Source organism: Cohnella hashimotonis (assembly GCF_030014955.1).
GTDB classification, from domain to species: domain Bacteria; phylum Bacillota; class Bacilli; order Paenibacillales; family Paenibacillaceae; genus Cohnella; species Cohnella hashimotonis.
Map to the genome: position 1 here is coordinate 5,601,849 of NZ_JAGRPV010000001.1, position 22,151 is coordinate 5,623,999.

Consider the following 22,151-nt stretch of genomic DNA (forward strand, 5'->3'; position numbering starts at 1 on the left):
TTCCATGCGCTCGACTTAGGGGTCGGTGTTTTCCGATAGCCCGCTGACGAGCGAATCGTAGAGCAGCAGCAGCTCCTTGGACGGCTTGATGCCGAGCTCTCGACCGAGCAGCTTCACATAATCCGTGTACTGCGCGGTCAGACCTTTTTTGTCGCGCTCCATCGCATGCGTGCGCATTAGCAGACTCACGACGGCCTCGTCCCAGGGATTGCGGGCATGCAGCTTTTGCAGCAGCTTCGCGGCGGCGGCCGTGTCCGGCACCTCCAGCAGCGCGGCGGCTGCCGCCCGCACGAAGGCCGCATAGCGATTCGCCAGCCGTTCCGTATGCTGGACCGCCCAGACATAGGCTTTGGCGCCGAATAAGTCGCCCGTATACAGCCGTTCGACGTCCAGCGCATCCGCTGCGTTGCCGGCATGGAGCTTGCCGAGCCTGGCCGTCTCCCGTTCGAACCGCTCGTAATCGACCGCCGCGTCTTCAAGCTCGAGCGCGTACCCGTCATTTTCGGAGCGAACCGACTCGCGCAGGCCGATCGGCTCCAGCGATTTGCGCAGCTGGTAGACCGCCGTGTTCAAATACTTTTCCGCGTTCGCTACCGTCATCCCGGCGAAAATCTCGGCGATCAGGCGATGGCGCGAGATCCGCTTCCCCCGGCTCAGCAGCAAGTATGCGAACAGCTCGGCGCTCTTGCCCGACATCCACTTCACCCGCCCCCTTTCGCTCTGCACGGCGAAGTCACCGAGCACGGACACGTTCACCCTGCCCCCGGTCTGCGCAGGCGCGTCCGCAGGCTTCGCGGTTCCCAGCGCCTTGCGGCTCTCCAGCGCGCGATGGACCGTCCGCTCCAGCCGCTCCTGCGTCACCGGCTTCACGAGATAATCGAGCGCGGACAGCTCGAACGCGTTCACGGCAAAGTCCTTGTGCGACGTGACGAATACGATCTGCGGCCTTCCGCCTTCCTGATCGACCTTGGCGGCGAAGGACAGACCGCTGCCGCCGGGCATGGAGATGTCCACGAAGGCCAGGTCCACATCCTCGCGTTCGGTCAGGAAAGCGGCTGCCGACGACGCGTCCGCGAACGTGCCGACGACCTCGAGACCCGGATATTTCTCCAGCATTTTTCTCATGATGAGGTGCATGACGGGCTCGTCGTCAACCAGCATCACTTTCATATGCGCTCACCGCCCATCCGTCTTTATCCGCCAGTGCATCCCCGCCGGCATTCCCCGGCAGCGTGAACCAGAACGTCGTGCCCCGTCCCGAGGAGCTCTCGAACCGGAGACTGCCTCCGTGCATGCGGAGAAACTCGCGCGTAAGCACGAGTCCGAACCGCATCTCTCCGCCGCCGTCCGCGCTCGCGAAGCCGGGCTCCTTGAAGTACATCTCGTCGCGCCGGAGCAGCTTGGCCGTCTCCTCGTCGATCCCGCGCCCGTCGTCGCTCACGGACACGCTCACCTCGCCGCCCTTGGCGGTTGCGCTCACCGCGATTTGGCCGCCGACGTCGGTGTACTTGATCGCGTTCGCCAGCAGGTTGCGCAAGATGAGATCGAGCATTTCCTTGTCCGCGTTCACGGTGAGCCGGTCGTCGATCCGCTCCGCGATCCGGATATGCTTGGCGGCGGCTCTCGCGCCGGCCAGCGACATCGCCTGGCGGACGACCTGCTGCAAATTCCACGCCTGCGGGCGAAACGCGATCGTGCCGTTCTGACTGCGGTACCAGTCGAGCAGATTGTCCACGAGCTGATAGGTGCCGCGTACCTGCCGTTTGATCTCGGGCAGCACCTCGGCCTTCGCCCGATCCGGCTCTTCCGGCTCCGCCTCCAGCAGCTCGGTCAAGCTGACGAGCAGCGCGATCGGATCGCGGATATCATGGGCCATCACTGTGAACAGCTTGTCCTTGAAGGCGTTGAGCTGCGTAAGCCGCTCCGACTTCTCCCGCAGTCGCTCCTCGTTTTCCCGCAGCGCCGTGACGTCGCTCAGCATGATCATTTTTCCGATAGGGGCCGTGCCCGTGTCGTAAATGTGAGTGATGCTGCATATGTAATGCCGCGTCCGGTCCCCTAGCGCGCGCGCCAGCGGGAAGCGCTCGTCCAAATGTGCCGCCGACGCCAATCGGTCCAGCAGCGCCGGACTATCCGCGAGCAGCGTGCGGGCCGGAATCGGTCCTTTTTTCGCCGCGTGCAGCCCGGGATACGCCTCCGTCGCGGCATCGTTGTGGCTCACGACCTGATTGTCGTAGTCGAGCAGGATGACGCCGTCCCGGATCGTATCGAACATCTTGGCATAAGCGAGCGGCGTCAGCCGCAGCAGCCGGAAGCGGAAGATGCCCCAGGCGTACACCAGGCCGGACAATGCGAAGCCGAGCGGCGTGAAGTCGATCTCCTTGTTGAACATGTAAGCGATATTGAACAGAATCGGACCCGCCGCTCCCACGATCAGCACGACGATCTGCTTGCGGACGATCGGGACCGCTCTGAGATACATCGGGAGGAACAGCAGAATGCCGAACAGAAGGATCGTATAGTTGTAGATGGCGTGAATCGGATACCAGGGACCTTTGATCGTATTGTAAACGGGAACGAGTCCCTCCGCGTTCGGGATGAAAGCTTGATAGAGGAGATGGTGCCAGTCGTTGGTAAGGTGCAGCAGGAAGGTAACGGTCGGAATCAGGAAAATCCCGATGGCAGCCGGCCTCCGGCGCCTGGCGGCAAACCCGGTAAATTGAAAAACCAGCAGCAGCCAAAACGCCGAAACGAAAGGAATGCCGACATACTCCAGCTGGTACGAAAGCTTGACCTCGCGCAGGCTCTCGCTCACGATCTCGAACGCGTAGCCCATCGCATAGCAGGAGGCCGTCGCCATCATCCATATCATCGTGCGCGCCATCGGCTGCTGGCGCTTCAGGTAAGACAGACAGGCCACGAACAGCATGAGCGCCGTCGCGAGACATAACAGCACCGACATCCATTGCCTCGTATCCACAGCGCTCGCCTCCCGTCTTCTCTCGTGTATCACTGAGATTCGACAAGCTGCCGCAAAATCCTTTGTTCGCAACGCTAGCCCGGCGGCCTGTCATTCGGTGAACGTCTAGTTGCCGTCCAGCCGCACTTCCGCTCCGATCCGGGCCGATTCGTAGATGGCGCCAAGTACCCCGATCAAGTCCGCGCCGCTTGCGGGATCGCTGATCGGCTCCGCGACGCCGCGCGCGCAGTCGATGAAGTGATGGATGTTGCGCCAATGGGGCAGGCCGTCATCCTTGCCGAAGCGCGGCACGATGTCGCAGAGCACGCCTTCGAGCTCAGTCAGCAGCTTCACCTCGCCGTTATGGAGGCTGCAGCCCGCCTTTGTCCCGCGGAGCTCGACATACTTCGGTCCGTCCTCCGCATTCGCGGCCCAACTGAACTCAATCTGCAGCGTAGCCCCACCTTCGAAGCGGATGAAGCCGGTAGCTAGATCCTCCACGTCGAAGACGCCGCCCTCCTTCACCGCGCCGATCCGGCTGTCCGTCAGGCCAGGGAGCGGCGCATCGGCGAACTTCGTATAGGCGGCTCCGCTGACCGCGACCGGGCGTGGATTGCCCATCAGCCAGACGGCCAGATCGATCATATGAATGCCCAGATCGATGAGGGGACCGCCGCCGGACATCGCCTTCGTCGTGAACCATCCGCCCCGGCCCGGGATGCCCCGACGGCGGATCCAGCCTGCCCGCCCCGTGTAGATCTCGCCCATCGCGCCGCTGTCGATGTAGCGCTTCAGGAATTGCGACTGCGGGGTGAAGCGGTTGTTGCGCATCACCATCAACACCTTGCCGGCTTGCCTGGCGGCATCCGCCATCCGCCAAGCTTCGGCGGGATTCACCGCGTCCGGCTTCTCGGAGAAGACGTGCAGTCCCCGCTCCAGCGCAGCGATCGCCACCTCGGAGTGATACACATTCGGCGCGCAGATGCCGACCGCGTCCAGCTTCTCGCGCTCCATCATTTCGACATAATCGGTGTACACGTCGCTTACGCCGAGCCTTAACGCCTGCGCCTCCGCTGCAGGCTTGTAGGCGTCGCACAATGCGGCGATCTCGACGCCCGGATAAGACTTCCACGCGGGCGCATGCGCGTGTTCGAATATTTTGCCGGTGCCGACGATGCCGACTCTGAAGGTACCGCTCATGCTTCGACCGCCCCTTTCGGTCGGATGGCTTCCAGGGCAGGGACGGCCTTGCCGAACCGCAGCGGCTCCCGCTTCGTCGGGGCCGCCCAGTGGACCGCGTTGGAGATGACACGCAGGACATTGGCGTCATGATAGGTCGGGTACAGCTCGTGGCCGGGCTGGAAGTAAAAAATTTTCCCCTGCCCCCGGTTGAAGCAGCAGCCGCTGCGGAAGACGTTGCCACCCTCGTACCAGCTCGTAAACACGACCTCGTCCGGCGACGGTATGTCGAAAAACTCGCCGTACATTTCCTCGCGCTCCAGCTCGAAGTACGGTCCGACGCCCTCCGCGATCGGATGTCCCGGCGCCGTCACCCACAGCCGTTCCCGCTCCCCTTCGTCGCGGTAGAGCAGCGAGCAGGTCGTGCCCATCAGTTTGCGGAACACCTTGGAGTAGTGGGCCGAATGAAGCGCGATAAGACCCATGCCCTGCAGCACGCGGGCGGCGACGCGATCGACGATGTCGTCCCGCACCTCCTTGTGGGCGACATGCCCCCACCAGACGAGCACGTCCGTATCCGCCAGCACCGCCTCGCCGAGTCCGTGCTCGGGCTCATCCAGCGTCGCCGTGCGGATCGCGAAGTTCCCTTCCAGTCCTTCGGCAATCGCCCGATGCATGCCCTGAGGGTAGATCGCGCGCACATTCGGCTTGTCCAGCTCATGCCGGTATTCGTTCCAGACGGTCACCTTGATCGGTTCTCTCGTTTTGCCTGTCGTTTCTCTCGTTTCGCCCATGGAAAGCTCCCCCGTTCGTCCATTTTTTCGTCCAATGACGGTCAGCCCTTGACCGCCCCGATCGTGAGGCCTTTGACAAAGTATTTTTGCAGGAAGCCGAACAAAAACATGACCGGCAGCGAAGTCAGCACCATCATGGCGTACATCATGGCGTCCGACGGCACATCCGAAGCGCTGACCGGCTGGCCGCTCGGATCGACACCGCCGTTTTTCACCATCTCGATATAGGTCGTAATATTTTTGAGTACGAGCTGAATCGGATATTGAGCCGTATGGTCGATAAACAGAATGGCGTTAAACGTCTCGTTCCAGTAATGCAAGGTCATCATGAGCGCCACCGTCGCCAACGCAGGCTTCGACAGCGGCAGAACGATGCTCAGGTACGTCCTCACATCCGAGGCGCCATCAAGCTTGGCCGATTCGATCAGCGCAGGTGGGATCTCCTGGAAAAAGACGCGCAGCATAAAAATTTGAAACGGCGCCGCAAAAGCGGGCACGATCAACGAGATCAGCATGTTTTTCCAATCCAGGTACTGCACGATCAGAATGTATAGCGGCACCGTGCCACCGCTGAATATCATCGTGACGAAAATATAAAAGGAAATCTGGCCGCGATACTGAAAATCGCGCCGCGCCAGCGAATAAGCGACCATGGAGGTTACCAGCAGATTGCCGAGCGTGCCGACGATGACGATCAGCAGCGAATTTTTGTACCCGGCCAGGAGCGTGCTAGGTTCCATGAAAATATAGGTGTAGGCTTGCAGGGAAAATCGGCTTGGAATGAGCTGGTAGCCGTACTTCTGAATGACGGAGCCGTCCGTGAGCGAGATCGACACCGTCAGCACCATCGGCAGCAGACACATCGCGCAAAACAGGATCAGGCAAAGATGGACGACCAACTGATGATACGTTTTGTTTTTGTACATGTCTGGTCACATCCGCCCTAGAATAGTCCGTACTCTTTGTTGAAGAGCTTGGCCAGTCGGTTCGTCCCGAGGATCAGCACAAATCCGACGATCGATTGAAACACCCCGACAGCCGCGCTCATGGCAAAATCGCCATTGACGGTCAGCGCCCGGAAGACGTACGTGTCCAGAACGTCGGTGACGGGGTACAGCGCGCTTACATTGCGGGGGACGAAGTAGAAAAGTCCGAAGTCTGCTCGCATAATATGACCGATCGCCAAAATCGTCAGCATCACCATCATCGGCAGCAGGAAGGGAATCGAGATATGACGGATCGACTGCGCTTTGGAAGCGCCGTCAATTTCGGCAGCTTCAAAGAGCTCTTTATCGATGCTCATAAGCGCCGAATAATAGATGAGACTGTTGAAGCCGGTTCCCTTCCAGATGGCCACCAGCGGGAGAATAATGAGCCAGTACCAGGCTTTGGAGTAGAAAGCCACCTCGTGGCCGGTAAGCTCGCGAATCAGCGTGGTCAGCATGCCCGTAGCCGGATTCAACAGCGTCGTGAGCATCAGACCGACCAGCACCCAGGAGAAGAAATACGGAAAAAACATAACGGACTGATACACCTTCAGCATTTTTTTGGTCGTCACTTCGTAGAGGAGCAGGGCGAAAAAGACGCCGGACAGCAGCTCGACGACGATCAGCATCGCGTTCAATCCGAGCGTATTCCGAAGTATTTTCCAGGCATCCGCCGATTGAAAGAAAAAAGCGAAGTTGTCGAAACCGTTCCAGGCGCTCCCCATAATCCCTTTCACCGGCACATAGTCCTTAAACGCCATGACGATCCCGATCATGGGAAGATAAGAGAAAATAAAAATTTTGACGATCGCCGGCAAAGACATAAGCATCAACTGCCAATTTTTCGCGATCGGCTTTCGCCTCTTCCGCAGCGCTTCCGTTCTCATTTGCACTTGCACTCCTTTTCTGCGTGATCCGTCGCGTCTCATTGACTCGACGGCCTCAGTATAAGCGGTTGCAGAAAGGGCGCCTACTGCAAATCTGTCCGAAAAGGCTTCAAATCCGGCTATTCGTTACGATCGGAGCCGGATTCCAGACTCGTCAAGCTTCTGAACTCATTTGGCGTAATTCCGTTATACTTTTTGAACAACGTGTAGAAGTAGTTGATATTCGCAAAGCCGCTCCGAAGGGCCGCTTCCTGAACCGTAACTTCCGCGCTGTCGAGCAGACCCTTGGCCTGTTCCAATCGGTAGCGGGTGATGTATTCGCCAAGCGACTCTCCCGATGCCTTCATGTACAACGTCCTTAAATACCGGGCGGACAAGTCGAACTGCTCTGCAATAAGCTCCGGACTCAAGTTCGGATTGGCATACTCGCGCTCTACGAACGCCTGCACATCCTTCATAATGCCGCTATACCGCTCGTACTTTTTGACGGATTTCTGCGAGCGGAGGACGACGTCCAGCAGGCCGGCAAACAGCTCGTCGAGCTTGCCCGCGATCTCGTCCACCGTCTCGAAGCTTGTTATGCGATTAGCCAAATCGATAAAGGGTCCATAGTGAAGCTCATCCGCCAGTACAGGATACTTCTGCATGCCCTCTCTCATGGCGATGGCAAGCCGAAGCAAGGTCGTCTGCAGGGAGGCGACCGAATGCCCTCGCGTGCTCTCGATCAATCGCGCGCAGCTCTGCCTGACGGCTTCGCCGTCCCCCGCAAGCAGCGCTTCGATAATTTGCGTGACGACCTGAGCGGGAAAAACAATTTCTTTTTTCTTGAGCTCCTTGATGCCCGATACATATATAAGCGACCGCGGTCCGTAGAAGAGCTTGTAGTCCAGCGCCTCCTTGCACAGGCTCACGCTGCCCGGAATCTCCTCGATCTCCTCCAGTCCCTCGCCTAACGAAGCGGATAGAGATAGTCCGAGATATTGCGATGTTTTCTCCTGAACGTCCTTGACCAGCCCTTCCGTTCTGTCCGCGAATTCCTCGCCGTCGATGACGTCCGTATTGAGAAGCAGACCAAGGCAGCCTTCGCCGAGGTCGACCGCTTCATGCGTGAAGACCGGAGCCGCCAACTCGCCGATGATGTTAATGATGCCGTATGAAAGCAGTGCACGGTCTTCCGGCGAATACTGCTCGCAATAGCGTTCGTATCGGTCGATCTTGAACACGACGGTCATAAACCCGGTATCCAGCCGAAAGTTTATGCCGTAGCGCGCAAGCCTTTTGCGCAAAATGCCCTCTTCAATTTTCCCGGCAGCCAGCATGCGCAAAAACTGCTGTTTTTTTTCGAAGCCCGCATTTTTCTCGTCGTCGAATTTACGTTCCATCTCACGAAGCTTGCTGCTGAACAGCCCGTACACGAACCTTGAGATGAATAAAACGGCCAGCACGGAGAGAAAAGTCACGACGAGGAAGATGATCAACGTCCAGGACAGCAGTTGCTTGAGCTTGCCGGATACGGCTTCGTATGGCGTAAACCGGATAAACTTCCAGTTTAGAATCGGGGACGATACATACGTAATCAAATATTTCGTCCGATCGATCGTCTTGACGGAATAGCCGGACGATTCTCCCCGATCCAGAATAGAGCCGAACTCGGGATATTTCTCAGACGCGCGATCCAGATAACGATATCGCTCGTTGCCAAGGGCGATCAGACCCGCCGAATCGACAATGACCGTATCGCCGCTCGTCCGGGGTCCCATGGAGTCGATTGTATTTTTGAGCCAGCTTTGAGAAACGTTGAGTACAATCGCATTGTCGATCTGATTGGACTTGCTGTCGTAGAAAACAAACGAATACACGTCGTCGTACTGCGCATCGTCGGGAACGGTGCTGGTGTAGTTGCCCGGAGACTGGATGCGGCGAGCGATCGGCCGCAGGTTGTCGATGGTGCCGCTTTCCAGACGCCGAATCATATCCTGATCCGGAAAAGAAGTATCCGGAAACGCCTTTCCGTCGAAATACATACGATGCGCACGGTTGTTGTAAATATAAATGGAGTTAACGAACGGGAGGTTGATATTCACCAGCCCGACCTGGCTGAGCAAGGAAGCTGTCTCCAGCTCTCCGAGGTCCGTCTGATTCATCAGCTTCAGAACGGCAGGATTCGAATACAGCTGCAGCAGCGTCATCTTGGCCGCTTCGAACATAAAATTTGTGCTGTAGCTGATCTGAGACAGCTCCTCGGCGCTGTAGATCTGTACGAGCTTGGCGGAATGACGCTCTGAATTCACGTACATCGAAGAAGACGTGACGATATTCGCCGCCATCACGATGGCGACGAATAAAAGGAAAATTTTAACGTAGCTCAGAAGGGCTACTCGTTTTTTGCGGCCGATAAAGGTGAACATCGCGCACCCCTTTGTGTCCGAGAGCATGGTCTGACGCAGCTGCAACAAAAGGAAATCCAAATCATCTCCAAGATGACGCTCCATCTTCAAGATGATTTGGATGGCGTTTCTATGGCAAAGCCGATTGTTACAAAGCGAAGTTGCTATTTAGCGGCGATGAACGCGTCCACTTGTTTTTGCTTTTCTGCAATCAGCTTGTCGACGCCGGCCGTCTTCAGCTTGGCCAGAAACTCATTGTACTTCTTTTCCGTATCGCTGCCGTACATGCCCGTATTGAAGGCGGCCTTATATTCATTAACGATGGCCGCACAATTCGCGCTCTCAGCCTTGACATTGTCGGGATTGAAGTTGAAGCCGAACAGCGTCGATACTTTTGCCGATTCATTCAACGCCTTCGTCTGCGCCCACACATCGTCCGGCTGACTGCCGCTCACATAAGCATTGAATTGATTGCCGAACATCCACCCGTAGGCAGGTCCGTATGTGGCGCCTGGCAGCGACTCGACGCGGTTGTCGCCGACCTTCTTGTAATCGACGCCTTCACGGCCCCACACCATCAGGTTGTACAAATCCTTGTCCGTGTTGAACGCTTCGATCACCATGAGCGCCCGCTCCGGATGCTTGGAGGTCGACGAGACGGCCGTCATTGTGGCGATCGCGTTAGGCGACGTCAGAATCGGATCTCCCAGCGGGATGATCACCTGGTCGGCTTTATATGTCGTCTTGAGCGTTTCCTCAATGCCCGGCATCAGCGTTGCGATCGAATTGGCGGCGTACTTGGCGGGATCGAAGGTCGGTCTGGTCAACGCATCCTTCGCAATGTATCCCTTCCTTTGGTACTCGCTCATCGTCATGACAAAATCCTTAAACTCCGGCGTATCGTACTCGTTGAACACCGTCGGGTGCTCCTCGGTGGAATCGGCAACCCCCGGCACATCCGTACCGCCGATCGTTTCCCATTCATAATAAGGGAAGAAGTAGCTGAACACCTGGTTTTTCATCTGCGCGTTATAAAGCTGATCCGTTTGCTCAACCGGCTCGCCCGCCTTCACCTTCTCAAGGAAGGGCAGGAGATCGGACAACTTCTTGACGCCGGAGACGTCGAAGCCGTACTTGTCGACGAGCGGTTTGGAAAGGCTCAAGCCCGACTGGCGCGCGAAAATCTGTTGATTGATGGCGGCGTATATTTTGCCGTTTACTTTGGCGGCGTTCCAGATTTCCGGCTTCAACTCCGCATACGTCTTCGGTGCATATTGGGGTAATAGCTCTGTGAGGTCAACGAACGAACCCTTCGCCGCATTGGAGAAATAATCCAGATAGTTCGGAGAGGTGAAGGCCAGATCGAACGCCTCCTGCGCGTTCACCATAACCGACATTTTTTGCGTATAATCCCCGTTCGGAACCTTGACGAATTCGATCGTCGTATTGATCTTTTCCTTGAGTCTTTTGTTGATCTCGTCGTAGACGGCCGCATCGCCCGGCTTCGCTGCACCGAAAAAATAATACTTCAGCTTAACCGGCTCAAGCGCTTCCTGCGTGGAGGCGCCGCCTTCCGACGCAGACGCAGAACTTGGCGAAGCCGAAGTACCCTTAGCGTCCGCATCCTTCGGATCGGAACTCGAACAGCCTGCTGCGACGATCATCGCCGACAGCAAGGGGACAATCGCGGCAAGACGGGTATAGTTTCTCATTTTGTTGCTGACCCCATTTCATCCATGGAATGTTCCAGCCTCGGTATAGCGCTTACATCAAGTGAAGCCCGTAAACGCTCCGCCTCGGCTCGACGAGTTGAATATATAATGGGAGCCGCGTCAGAAAAACTGCAATATCGTCCAAAAGGCTTTAAATACGGCGCATTTTCACCTATTATCCGATTTTGAAGTCCATATGACAATAACGAAGCCGCTGCCGCAGCGAATGCGATGCGCGTACGAGCGCGATGCCCCCGATAAATTTATAAAACCGTGCCTAGATCGTTAAGGATCTGAGGCACGGCCCGCTGTATATCCAAGGCTTATAAATGTTTGAAAAGAAAATTGATCGGTTGATCGCCCGGATTGAACTCGTGAGCGCCGTCAAAGACGGCAGCTTCGAATCGATCCTCCAATCCGAGACGCTCAAAATAAGTTCGCGCGCTCTCGCTCGTTTTTCGGAAGCCTCCGACTGCAAAAAGCTCGTCCCGGATCCCCGCCTCGACGTACAGCGGCCTGGGACAGATAAGACCGCATATCTCCGCGTCCAGGAACGTGTTGCCGGCGTTGAACCAAGTCCAGTCTGACCAATCGTATGCGTAGCGATCGTTCACGAAGCATGAGGAGACGACGACGCGAATACGAGTGTCCGCCGCGGCAGCGAACAGCGTGTAGAAACCGCCGTACGACAGGCCGACCATCCCGACCCGATTCTCATCGATATCCGGCCGGCGCAGCAAACGGTCCAGACTCCGCTGCAGCTTATACACCTCGACTGCCGTTATGGAGCCGCCTAACTGCTTTAGCTGAATATCCATTTTTCTGCGGTCATGCTTCGGCCCGAAGCGTTCGGCCTCCCACAGCAGCAGTTGGGGAGCGAATACGGCCGCCCCGCGCCGAAGGATTCTGCGCGTCATGTCATTGTAGTTGTCCGATCCGAAAAATCCGGCGGTCAGTTCTGGCGTGCCCTGGCCTCCATGCTGAGAGATGACGAGCGGGAAGGGACCTTCGCCTGACGGGCGAAAAAATAATCCATAAGTGTTCAGGCCCTCGCGTACCGGAAGGATCACCCTGAAAATCTCGCCAAGCTCGTCCTCCGCGACGGGAATATATTCAGCCGCTGTTTCCGTCTCCGCCGAGACCGGCTCCTGCGCCGATAGAGGCATGCCCAGCATGCCCGCAAAGTCCTGCCGATAGCGCTCGATGCTGCGCGCATAGGACCCGATGTCGGTGAAGTCGGGCGAAAAATAAGCCCGCCTCTTTTCTCTCGATTGACGACGCAAACCGAGGATCAAGTCCTCCAACTCGTCATGCTGCCGCTGGCGATAAGAATTCCCCGCATCCTCCTCCTCTTGATACAGACGCGGGGCGCCGTTCAGCCTTTCGAACGCTTCCTCAGCTTCCTTACCCATGTCCTTCACCACGTTCCTTCTTCAGGGTGTTACCGGCTCGGCAATCAGATCGTTGTAAGAATAGGCGCCGGTTCGGGTATTCCAGAGCACGTACTCCGCACGCGAGAAATTGGCGGCAGCAACGTTCTGCATCGACTGGCTCGGCAGCGCCCACGCCCGATTCGCGCCGGACAGCTCTTTGATCTGTACGGACACCGTGTGCGCGTCGAAATCGAGATTGAGCGTCACCTGATACCATATATCCGACAGCAATTGCCCGCTCGTTACCACGGTATTGTCGGAGGCCAGCTTCACGTGCAGCGTGTCGTCGACAATTACCGTCGCAATCACTTTTCCGCTCTTGTCCCTCAGATTGACGAAGCTTTGCGGACTGGCGACGCCGCTCTCCTTTTTCACCTGATAGGACACGCGCACCTTCCCCGCTATGCCTGCAGAGCTGTATATCTTGGTGAGCGTGGACGAAGAGGTGTCGTTTGTCGTCGTTTTGTAGAGATGCAGGCTCTTGTCTGCAGAAGTGGGCGATTCCTGAATCGTAAAGTAGCCCAGATTGGTCGGCGTTACGATGTAGCCGGAGGCGCCGCTGATGTTGCCGGCCGCATAGCCGTCAAAGGTTTCGTAAATGCCGCCCGTAACCGGGGCCGACACGGCGATCGACTTGGCCGTCGGCGCAGTATCGACCTCATCTTCATTCATATCCGTCAGTCGGACCGCGGACAGTTCGATGGCGGAGGAAGCTGCCGCCGACTTGGCTTTGAAGGTCGCTGCGAACAGCTTCTTCTCCACAAAACCGCCGAGCGAGGTTCCCGTTCCCGAGAAGGCCAGCTCTACCGTACCGTAAACAGCCTCGCTCGCACTGACCGTCACGCCAGGCGCCAGCGACGAGATCGCCTCAAATTCGAACGCAGCGGGATCGTAGGCGATCTCGGCTCCGTTCAATGTCAGCGCGCTATTGGGGACGATCGCCCCGGTCAGCGTTACATTCCGGTCGACGGTTGCCGTGCCGACGCCCGAGAGCGAAGCTTCCGGCGCATCGGGAATCGGCCATTCGTCCTCGCCTGGCAGGCCCAGAGCGGTCTCACCAAGCGTCATGCTGCCGGAGCGGGCGTACAAACCGAAGTAACCGTCTCCTGCGATACGGTCCGGGCTCGTATCTAGATACGTGAATACGTTTTGCCCGTCCACGTTTAATATGATCCGTACGCCGCCGCTCTCATTTACCGCGCCGGCCTGGACGAAATGCGTCTCGTGGAACGGTATCGACGAATTCGGGTACGAGGCTGCGCCCAGGCTGTCAAAGCCGGCGATTTCTCCGAAAAAGACGGTCCGTTCGCCTCCCGAAAACCGGTGGAGCTCGATGATATCCGGTTTGAAGCAAATCATGTACAAGCTGTTGTCGGCTGCGGTAAAATCCTTGTCCAGCTTCTGGCTGCGCAGCACGATCGAAGGCCAGCCGCCCGTCGCGTTGATTTTTATATTCATCGATAACAGCTCGTCGCCAAATGTCTTCTCCTCATACAAAGCGTAGCCGCTGCCCGGCGTATTGACTTCCAGCGTGCCTGCCCCCGGCGTAATTGTGCCGCTGCTCAGTTTCGAGTACCAGCCGCCCGGATCCCGAATCAGTTCGTTGATCGAATAGGCAGGAACATCCAGGCTGTCCTCATCGCTGTAATCGACGACATCGATGCCGATCTCCTTGGTGACCGTAACGCCGTTCAGCGAGGTGGAGACCGAAATATTCGCCGTGCCGGGCGTATGCGTCGTCAACAGACCGTATACGGCTGTCGCCACGGACGGATCGCTGCTTCCGAACGTTACCTCCGTGCCGCCGATGGTTTGACCGTAGTTCGTCACCCCCCGCGCAACCAGTTGCCGAACGGTGCCGGGAACGAAGGTCATGGATGCAGGCACGACATGCTTCACGTTTTCCAACGCGTAATATACTTCGATATCGTCAAGCACATCGTCGACATAGACAGGCACCGTCTTCTTGACCAAGCTGCCGTTCCAAAATAGATGCAGCACGATATCGACCCTGCCTGCGCTGATGGCAGTAACCGTTCCGCTTGCATCCACCGTCGCGACCGCAGGATCGCTGCTGGTGAAGTACGCTTGCGCAGCGCTTATGTCCACCGGCGTCCCGCGTCCGGTCTCTGCCTCCGGTACGATCTGGAACGTCTGCGCCGCAGTCGAGCTCAGATTGACCGCGTCCGGCACCTTCAAATTCTCGATCGTCCCCAAGGCAATGTCCTGATAGGCCGGCTCAAGACCCGCGTTGGCGATGATCGCCTGGGCTGCCGCCGGCCAGTTGCCTTCCGGATAGATATGGTCGTTCGTCTTAATAATGGAGTCCGAGGAACTTTTATTCCAGAAAGCGCTCGTCGTGCTGTAGTTGCCGTCGAGACGGATGTCATGCGTGTTGATATTGGCGAACGCCCAGTAGGTATCGTAAATATCGTCCCAGATCGGCTCGTCCCGCAGATCGACGACATTATTCTCGATCTTCCAGAAGTCCGACGACTGATCCATATAAATGGTCGCATAGCGATTCATCTGGTTTTTAATATAATTGCCGGAGATCAGGTTGGGATTGGCCGTCGTGCCCCCCGTCACGCCGAAGGCATAAATGGCGCCCCCGTCGAAGATTCCGTCGCCCATCAGATCATGGACGAAATTATCCTCCACCCGCGCGTTTTTGGTCGTAGTCACGGGCGCGTAGACGCTGCCGAAGAAGCTGATGCCCGAGTATGGGATATTGAATATCTCGTTGTGGGAGATGTCGATATCCATCGGAAAAGCGACCGTGACGGCTGTCGCGCTCTTGTATTCGACGCCGATGTCGTGGATGTAGTTGTTGACGATATCGTTGTTTTTCAAAATCATCCGCGCATCTGAAGGGTTATAGACCGATGCGCTTGTCTTGGATGTCTGGCCGGCGTTCACGGCCGAGCCCGAAATATCGAAGAAGCGGCCGCCTTCGATCAGATGGTTCTGTACGCCCTTCAGCAGATTGATGCCCGTGCCGCCCATTTTGGAAAAATCGCAGCGTTCGAACGCAATATCATGCGCGTATTGTACGTTGACGGCGGCTTGCGGCATCTCAAGCGTGCCAACCTTGTAGTTGTTCTGCTCATCGTTCCAGCCGCCTTCGTCGGTCGGCTGCATCCACGTCGTATACGCAAAGCCGATCCCTTCAAAACGGATATTGCCCGCCTGTGCATCCACGCTGCTTCCCTCGATGTTGACCAGATTCTCAAGGACAGGTGCGGTTACGCGGGCGGTTGCCATGTTTTCGCCCGGCCTCGGTTTGTAATATATGGTCTCGTTCTGATCATCCAAATACCACTCGCCAGCTTGATCGATAAACTCGTAGGCATTCTCCAAGTACCACTGCTCCAGATGAGAACGGTTCATCACCGCGCTCCAGAGCGCGGAATTCAGCGCAATCGCCGCCTTCCCGCTTTGATTGGTAATGCCTGTGACGCGAATTCTCGGGCTCGTCCACGCCGCATTGAATACGGCCTCCACTTCTTTCGGCCGCGCAAGATCCGTCAACCACGCGTCGTCGCTCGTATACCCTGAAGTCGTCTTGACCGCATTGTTCAACGGCGCTTCCATCCTTGCCCGGACCGCCCGAATACCGTTGACATAGAGTTGCCTCGTCCGCAGATCGGCCGCCGGCGCGGCATAAATATGGTTCGCCGCGTCGTACAGCGTCCATCCGGTCAGGTCGCGGCCGCCCTCGACGACCGGCATCTCATTGCCGTAAGCGGCGAAGATCACTGAATGCCCCTCCGTGCCGGAATCCTCCTCGTCCAGCGCAAGCGGAGCCGACAGCACGTAGCTGCCTCCACGCAAATAGACGACGATATCTCCGGTCATCGCGTCGTTTGCGCCGCGGACCGCCTCCTGCGCTTTTTGCAGGGTGGCGAAGGGCAGCGCTTCGGAGCCGGGGTTGTCGTCGTCGCCGTCCGGCGAAACATAAAAAGCGGCCTGCACGGGATCCGCCGGCGTAGCCGGCTCGTCCCCGTAGACGGGACCTGCCGAAAAGATAGCCATCCACACAGCCAATAGTCCTGTTGCCGCCCGCTTTAACTTCTTCCTCATTACGAGACCTCCTCAGAATTTGGAATCGCTTTCAAATATGAGTCAGCATGAGTATAGCGGGGAGTGCGCCCCAGAAAATACTGCAACATCAGCCGATCGGACTTCAAAATCGGCCGATGCCGCGCCAGCGTTCGATTTTAGATCAAATTACGGTTAAACGATGCGTACTTATCCGCATGCTCATTTGAAAAAGGCGAAAGACTCGAAGTTTATCTCGTGCACGACAATCCGCGGGCTCATCGCCACGACGCATGCAATGACGTCCGCCACGTCGGCAGCCGTCATGAACTTGTCTCGCGGCACCTGACGATCGCCCCAGAATTGCGTATCGGTCGCGCCTGGATTCACCGTCGTCACGCGGATACGGCGCTCGATCAACTGCAGCGCGAGCCCCTGCGACAGCATGTTCACCGCAGCCTTCGCCGAGCAGTACAACGGTGCCCCGGCATTCGCCCGCTTGGCCGCCATCGAGCCGGTATGCACGATGAGCCCGCCCCGCTCCCGGTCCACGCAGGGAATGAAGTGCTTTGCGCATAGGAAGCTCCCTTTCACATTGACGTCGAAGGTCCGGCTGTAGTCCTCCTCCGGCATCTCCGACAGCTGCGCGGGAATGCTGAGTCCCGCCGCGTTCACCAGCACATCCAGCTCCCCGAACGCCTCTTGCGCCCACGCGAAAAAGGAACGCACCTCCGCCTCTTTGGTCACGTCGACCGTACGGTATGCGGCGCTGGCTCCGCTGGCCGCGAGCGTCTCCGTGAGCTCGCGCAGCGCCGGCTCGCCCCGGGAGCCAAGCGCGAGGCTGGCTCCCTGCGCCGCCAGCGCCCTGGCCGTCGCCTGCCCGATGCCGCCTCCGGCCCCGACGATCGCGACCGTCCGTCCCTGCAACGGATTCATTTCCATTTTTGCAGCTCCTTCCTGTCATTTTTTAATTGAAGCCGATCAATATTTTGCCGTTGCTGCGTCCTTCCTTCATCGCATGAATGGACGCTTCCAGCTCTTCGACGGCGCAGATGTCCGTGATGAGACGTTCGATGCCAAGCGCCGGATCGGCGGTCATCCGACCTAGCAGCTTCACGGTCGCCCGGAAATCGTCGAATGTATAAACGCGACTTCCGATGAAGGTCAGCTCCTTGAAGATCCCCTGAAGCACATTTACCTGCGGCTGCTTCGACGGAAAGCCGACGAACACGACCTTGCCACGAATGCGGCAAACCTCCGTCGCAAGCTGCATTCCAGCCTGGGAGCCGGACACCTCGATGACGATGTCGAAGCCTTCTCCGCCGGTCAGCTCCCCGGCCCGTTCCGCTGGATCTTCCGTCGCTGGCCGGATCGAGTCCTCGAACCCGAACGAGCGGACCTGCTCGAGCCGGGCCGGATTAATCTCCGAGAACGCGACCATGGACGCGCCTCTCTCGCGCGCGACGAGCCCCACGATCAGGCCGATCGGTCCTCCGCCGATGATCAGCACGCGGTCGCCCCGGCCCGTTCCGGCCCGCCTGTTCACGTGGTAACCCACCGCGAACGGCTCGGCCATCGCCGCGATCGTGTCCGGTAGACGATCGTCCACGCGAATGACCTTGTCCAGCGACGCCTTCACGTACTCGCCGAATGCGCCGTTCGTATGAATGCCGAGCAGCTTGAGGCTGCGGCAGACGTGGGGGGTCCCTTCGCGGCACGCCTCGCAAGCGCCGCAGCTGATCAGCGGCTCCGCGACGACCCGATCTCCTTCGCGCAGGTCCGTCGGAAGCGACGCGCGTATCCGCTCGATCGTTCCGACGAACTCATGACCGGGAATGAGCGGCGGCGTCGCCGTCGGATGATGCCCCTCATAAATGTGAAGGTCCGTCCCGCAAATGCCTGCATACTTCACCTTGATCAACACTTCGTTGTCGCCGAGCTCCGGCATCGAAACGTCCCGGAGTTCGATGCTTCCCCATTGCTCCATGACGGCCGCTTTCATCGCGTTATCCTCCTTAACTCCCTTGGCGTTGTATATCCGGCGCCCAAGTCCGGCGATCAGAAGTAGCCGCCCTTGCGCACGACCTCCGTAGGGGTCAATCCGTCCAGCACCATCTGCTTGATCGCCTTTTCGTTTTCTTTGACGTGCTCGGCTTTAAGCAGCACCTCGTATGCCAGCTCCCGCGGAACGACGATCACGCCGTCGATATCGCCGAACACGACGTCGCCCGGATAAATAAAGACGCCGCCGATCTGGACGGGCTGCTGCCAGCCGATCATCCGGAAGCGGCCGAGCATCCCGTTCGAGGTCCGGTATTTGCAGAATACCGGAAAATCCTGCTCGAGCACTTTGTCCGTATCGCGAACGCCTCCGTCGACGATCGCCCCCCTGCACCCTCGCCGCTTGGACGCCATCGTCATGATCTCGCCCCACTGCGCGGACTCGTCGTCGCCGCTCGTGTCCCATACGACGACGCTGCCCGTGCCGATCTCCTCCAGCATGCGCGCGCGCTGCTCCATCTCGCTCTCAAGCGTCAGGTTTTTGGATCCCTTCACGGTAAATGCGATTCCGCATACCCGCATATGATCGCGAAGCGGCATAATGCCGGCCGGAAGCACCTGGCCGAGCAATCCCCGCTCGCGCAGCACATCGTTGACCGCCGCCGTGAACGTCCGCTCGTACCGTTCGCACAGCACGTCCTCCGGAATCGGCAGCGGGGCCGGGACCTTCTTTCCCCTGTCCGCCTTCAACTGTTCCAGATCCATTCGAGTCCCCCCATTCTTTTTTTGCACAAAGTGATGAATTCGTCCGGTATAATGATTGATGAATCAAGCCAAAAAGGAGCGATCGAGCGTGAACGAGTCGTCCGCCAGGCCCGACTATGACTTCGATATTGCGGCTATCGCCCACATGACCGACAGGACCGCGAATCCGGACTGGAAACTAACCGAAGTCAGCTATCCGAATCTGGACGTGCTCGCGTTCTGCCGGAGCGGCGAAGCGATATACGATATAGGCGGAATCCGGCATCGCATCCAGGCAGGTGACCTGCTGTTGCTGCCCAAGGGATTGGTACGATCCGCTTATGCGAACCCGGAATCTCCCTGGTCGTTCTGTTCGGTCTCGTTCGAGCTACGGTTCCTCAACAACGATACGAGCCGGCTCTTCGACAGCTTCGAGACCGTCATCCGCAGCCCTCGACTCTACCGCATGCCGGCTTTGTTCGCCGAGCTGCTGCAGGTATGGACCGGCAAGCGCAGCGGCTACACAGTCAAGTGCAAGAGCGTCATCATGGATATTCTCTACGCCCTGATCAAAGAGCGGGACCGCGCCAACTACGGCACAGCCCATTACAGCGCGATCGAACGGACGGCCGACCTGTTGATGGAGAACTACAAACAGCATTACTCCATCGAAGAGCTCGCGGCGCATGCGGGGCTAAGCCCCTCCCACTATCGGCTGTTGTTCAAGAAAATAACGGGCATGACCGCCGTCCAGTATCAAAATCACGTCCGCATCAGCATCGCCAAGGACTTGATCGCGAGCGGCGAATGCAACGTGACGGAAGCGGCGCTGGCTGTCGGCTATCAGGACATCTATTACTTCAGCCGCCTTTTCAAGAAGCTCGTCCGCGAGTCCCCGTCCCGCTACGCGAAGGGCTGACCGGCAGACGCAATGCGCTAGACGACAGACAGACGGCCGTCGCGGTCGATTCGGTACGCCTTGCCTGCCGAGCGATCGCTCACGATGAGCGCCTCGTCCTCCGCGAGCTCCAATGCGCAGCCACCGTCCTTTGCCGGGGGCTCCACGTAGAAATGCCGGGCTGCCAGCAGGACGATATGCCACTTGCGAACAGCCTCGGTATCGTCCAGCGCCGCGGCGTAGACGACCGTGTGGCTGCAGCGGTACAACTCGCTCGTATAGCGGCAGAGCTGCGGGCCGGTCTCCGCCTCCGGGTCCCGTTCGGAGTCATGGCCGCGCGATAGACGGCACTCGTTCGCCTCGTCGCCGGAGACCGACAGCACCTGGAAAAACTTCATGCCGGCCCCGCCGCTCCGGATGACGAGCTTCGTCTCGGCAGCCGTCTTCACCGCCACACGGTCGCCGTCGGCGCCGAACAAAAACGTGCTCTCCGTCCTGACGGGCTTCACCGCCTCGATCCGGTCGACGATAAAAAACGCATGCGGCGCGAATACAATCCAGGTTCGCTCCGCCCGAACGATCGGAGTTCCGTACTGCGCCGCGGCCTCGGTACGGAACATCCGAATGCCGTTGCGCTTCAGCTCCGCGCTGACGCCGTCCGGGTCCGCCGCTTCTGTCCATGCCCTCGGCTCCGCCCGTACGGGCGGCTTCTCGTTGCGTTTACCGATTCGGTTCGGCACGCCTGCGGACGTTTCCATCAGAAAACGCATCTCGCTTCGAAACGGGATCGGCACGCCCTCAAGCCTCCCGCGATAGCTGGTAAATTCCATTGCGATACGCCTCCGTCAGTGCCAGCATCAGCGGCCCGAAGCTGTGAAGCTCGTCGCGGCGCGGCAGCCTCAAGGTTACGTATGCCTTGACTGTCCCCTTCTCCTCGCCTTCGCCCGGGCAAAGACAACCGGGACAACTCAGTTCCGTCGAGAAATCGTCGTTGATGCAATACGCGCTCAAGCCGCAAATCCCCAGACGGAATGCGGGTTCATACGTTTCCCTGTCGAGCAATCCCATCCGCAAGCCGACGCCCATTCCATACAGAATTAGTCCGGTGCCGGAAGATTCTTCGTAGGAATGATCGAACGGAATCTCCTGCCTCCACAGGCCCCGTTTCGACTGATGGGGCAAGAGTGCCGATGACAGCGCCTTGAAGTAACGCTCCGCCTTCGGCCGGTGCGGGGAAGCCGGAGGCAGCAGGCGCACAAGCTCGGCGAGCGGAAGGTAGCCCCAACCGTTGCCTCTGCTCCAGTGATCCTCGGAATGCCGCCCCGGCCCGCTGAAGTTTTTACATTGATGGAGCAGCCCGTTGGACGCGTCGAGCAATTCCTCGTACATGAGAAACGTCTGCCGGGCCGCCTCTTCCACGTAGCGTTCGTCGCCGAGCGCAAGCCCCGCATAAAGTAGATAAGGCGTGACCGCCGTGGCGACGTCGATCCATATCTTCTCCTGCTCCGGTTCGTATCGGTAGGACATGATTCCGTTCCGGTCGCGAGGCGCCGTCAGCATCTCCTCCGCGTATTCCCGGACCTGCGCCTCCGCCTCCGGCATCCACCCTCTCAAGAGCGCATACGCCTTGGGAATGCCTCCGATCGCATAACTCGGAAAGTTGTATGCGGGATGCCCGATTCGTTCGGGAAAGCGGGATAAAAGCGCCCGCCCCTTATCCAGGAGCATGGCATCCTGCTTTTCCTCGGCTGTCTGGAGCAGTCCGAAGATCGCAAGCAAGCCGTAATAATGCTTGACCTCCTCGATGTGCGCGTAGCGCTCGAACAGCTTCTGCGCCATGTACAGCGGATTCATTTCGCATCCGCCTCCTTTCCTCGATTTATAAGATTCGCTTGAGCGGCATCGGATCTCTTTTTGCCGCGCACCTTTATCTTATGGAATGCCTCCGCTTACCTACATGAAGGAAACAATCATTATTTATCCGATCTGCCGGAATCGCTAATTCGCCGAGAGGCCCCCCATGCTAATCGTTTTGTGCAAAAGTTGGTCATATCCTCAATGGCGATCCGCTAGAGCGAGCCGGTACAATGCAATTAAAAGGCAAGCATGAAGCGATCGGAGGCAGCGCAT

16 protein-coding genes are annotated in these 22,151 nt (G+C 58.2%); 1 reads left to right on the plus strand and 15 read right to left on the minus strand.

Annotation, left to right across the window (positions count from 1 at the left end):
• Positions 1–15: 15 nt before the first annotated feature.
• From KB449_RS22645 to KB449_RS22705, 13 genes are all read right to left on the minus strand, one after another.
• Complete coding sequence (locus tag KB449_RS22645; RefSeq protein WP_282910517.1) at positions 16–1,170, minus strand: response regulator; 1,155 nt, start codon at positions 1,168–1,170, stop codon at positions 16–18.
• Positions 1,151–2,980, minus strand: coding sequence for a sensor histidine kinase (locus tag KB449_RS22650; RefSeq protein WP_282910518.1), 1,830 nt, complete (start codon positions 2,978–2,980; stop codon positions 1,151–1,153). Before KB449_RS22650 ends, KB449_RS22645 begins: the two co-directional genes overlap by 20 nt.
• A gap of 105 nt (positions 2,981–3,085) precedes the next feature.
• Positions 3,086–4,159, minus strand: coding sequence for a Gfo/Idh/MocA family protein (locus KB449_RS22655; RefSeq protein WP_282910519.1), 1,074 nt, complete (start codon positions 4,157–4,159; stop codon positions 3,086–3,088).
• On the minus strand, positions 4,156–4,932 hold the full coding sequence (locus tag KB449_RS22660) for a ThuA domain-containing protein (protein WP_282910520.1): 777 nt from the start codon (positions 4,930–4,932) through the stop codon (positions 4,156–4,158). Before KB449_RS22660 ends, KB449_RS22655 begins: the two co-directional genes overlap by 4 nt.
• Before the next feature lie 41 nt (positions 4,933–4,973).
• Positions 4,974–5,858, minus strand: coding sequence for a carbohydrate ABC transporter permease (locus KB449_RS22665; RefSeq protein WP_282910521.1), 885 nt, complete (start codon positions 5,856–5,858; stop codon positions 4,974–4,976).
• Positions 5,859–5,875: 17 nt separating this feature from the next.
• A complete protein-coding gene (locus tag KB449_RS22670; RefSeq protein WP_282910522.1) occupies positions 5,876–6,805 on the minus strand; it encodes an ABC transporter permease in 930 nt (309 codons plus the stop codon).
• Positions 6,806–6,924: 119 nt separating this feature from the next.
• Entirely contained in the window at positions 6,925–9,213 is a 2,289-nt protein-coding gene (locus KB449_RS22675; RefSeq protein WP_282910523.1) for an AraC family transcriptional regulator, read from the minus strand.
• Positions 9,214–9,356: 143 nt separating this feature from the next.
• Complete coding sequence (locus KB449_RS22680; RefSeq protein ID WP_282910524.1) at positions 9,357–10,904, minus strand: ABC transporter substrate-binding protein; 1,548 nt, start codon at positions 10,902–10,904, stop codon at positions 9,357–9,359.
• A gap of 323 nt (positions 10,905–11,227) precedes the next feature.
• Complete coding sequence (locus KB449_RS22685; RefSeq protein ID WP_282912888.1) at positions 11,228–12,316, minus strand: alpha/beta hydrolase family protein; 1,089 nt, start codon at positions 12,314–12,316, stop codon at positions 11,228–11,230.
• A gap of 21 nt (positions 12,317–12,337) precedes the next feature.
• Positions 12,338–16,420, minus strand: coding sequence for an Ig-like domain-containing protein (locus KB449_RS22690; RefSeq protein WP_282910525.1), 4,083 nt, complete (start codon positions 16,418–16,420; stop codon positions 12,338–12,340).
• Positions 16,421–16,600: 180 nt separating this feature from the next.
• Positions 16,601–17,320: an SDR family oxidoreductase gene (locus KB449_RS22695; RefSeq protein WP_282910526.1), complete on the minus strand. Its 720-nt coding sequence runs from the start codon at positions 17,318–17,320 to the stop codon at positions 16,601–16,603.
• Positions 17,321–17,345: 25 nt separating this feature from the next.
• Positions 17,346–18,380, minus strand: coding sequence for a zinc-dependent alcohol dehydrogenase (locus KB449_RS22700; protein WP_282910527.1), 1,035 nt, complete (start codon positions 18,378–18,380; stop codon positions 17,346–17,348).
• A 56-nt stretch (positions 18,381–18,436) separates the two neighbouring features.
• Entirely contained in the window at positions 18,437–19,144 is a 708-nt protein-coding gene (locus KB449_RS22705) for an RraA family protein (protein ID WP_282910528.1), read from the minus strand.
• A gap of 88 nt (positions 19,145–19,232) precedes the next feature.
• Between KB449_RS22705 and KB449_RS22710 the strand changes: the two genes are divergently transcribed.
• On the plus strand, positions 19,233–20,042 hold the full coding sequence (locus tag KB449_RS22710) for an AraC family transcriptional regulator (RefSeq protein WP_282910529.1): 810 nt from the start codon (positions 19,233–19,235) through the stop codon (positions 20,040–20,042).
• A gap of 17 nt (positions 20,043–20,059) precedes the next feature.
• On the opposite strand, the gene KB449_RS22715 is transcribed toward KB449_RS22710, so the two are convergent.
• Positions 20,060–20,851 (minus strand): hypothetical protein, encoded by a 792-nt coding sequence (locus tag KB449_RS22715; RefSeq protein WP_282910530.1) that lies wholly within the window; start codon positions 20,849–20,851, stop codon positions 20,060–20,062.
• On the minus strand, positions 20,820–21,875 hold the full coding sequence (locus tag KB449_RS22720) for a glycoside hydrolase family 88 protein (RefSeq protein WP_282910531.1): 1,056 nt from the start codon (positions 21,873–21,875) through the stop codon (positions 20,820–20,822). Before KB449_RS22720 ends, KB449_RS22715 begins: the two co-directional genes overlap by 32 nt.
• Between the last annotated feature and the right edge of the window lie 276 nt (positions 21,876–22,151).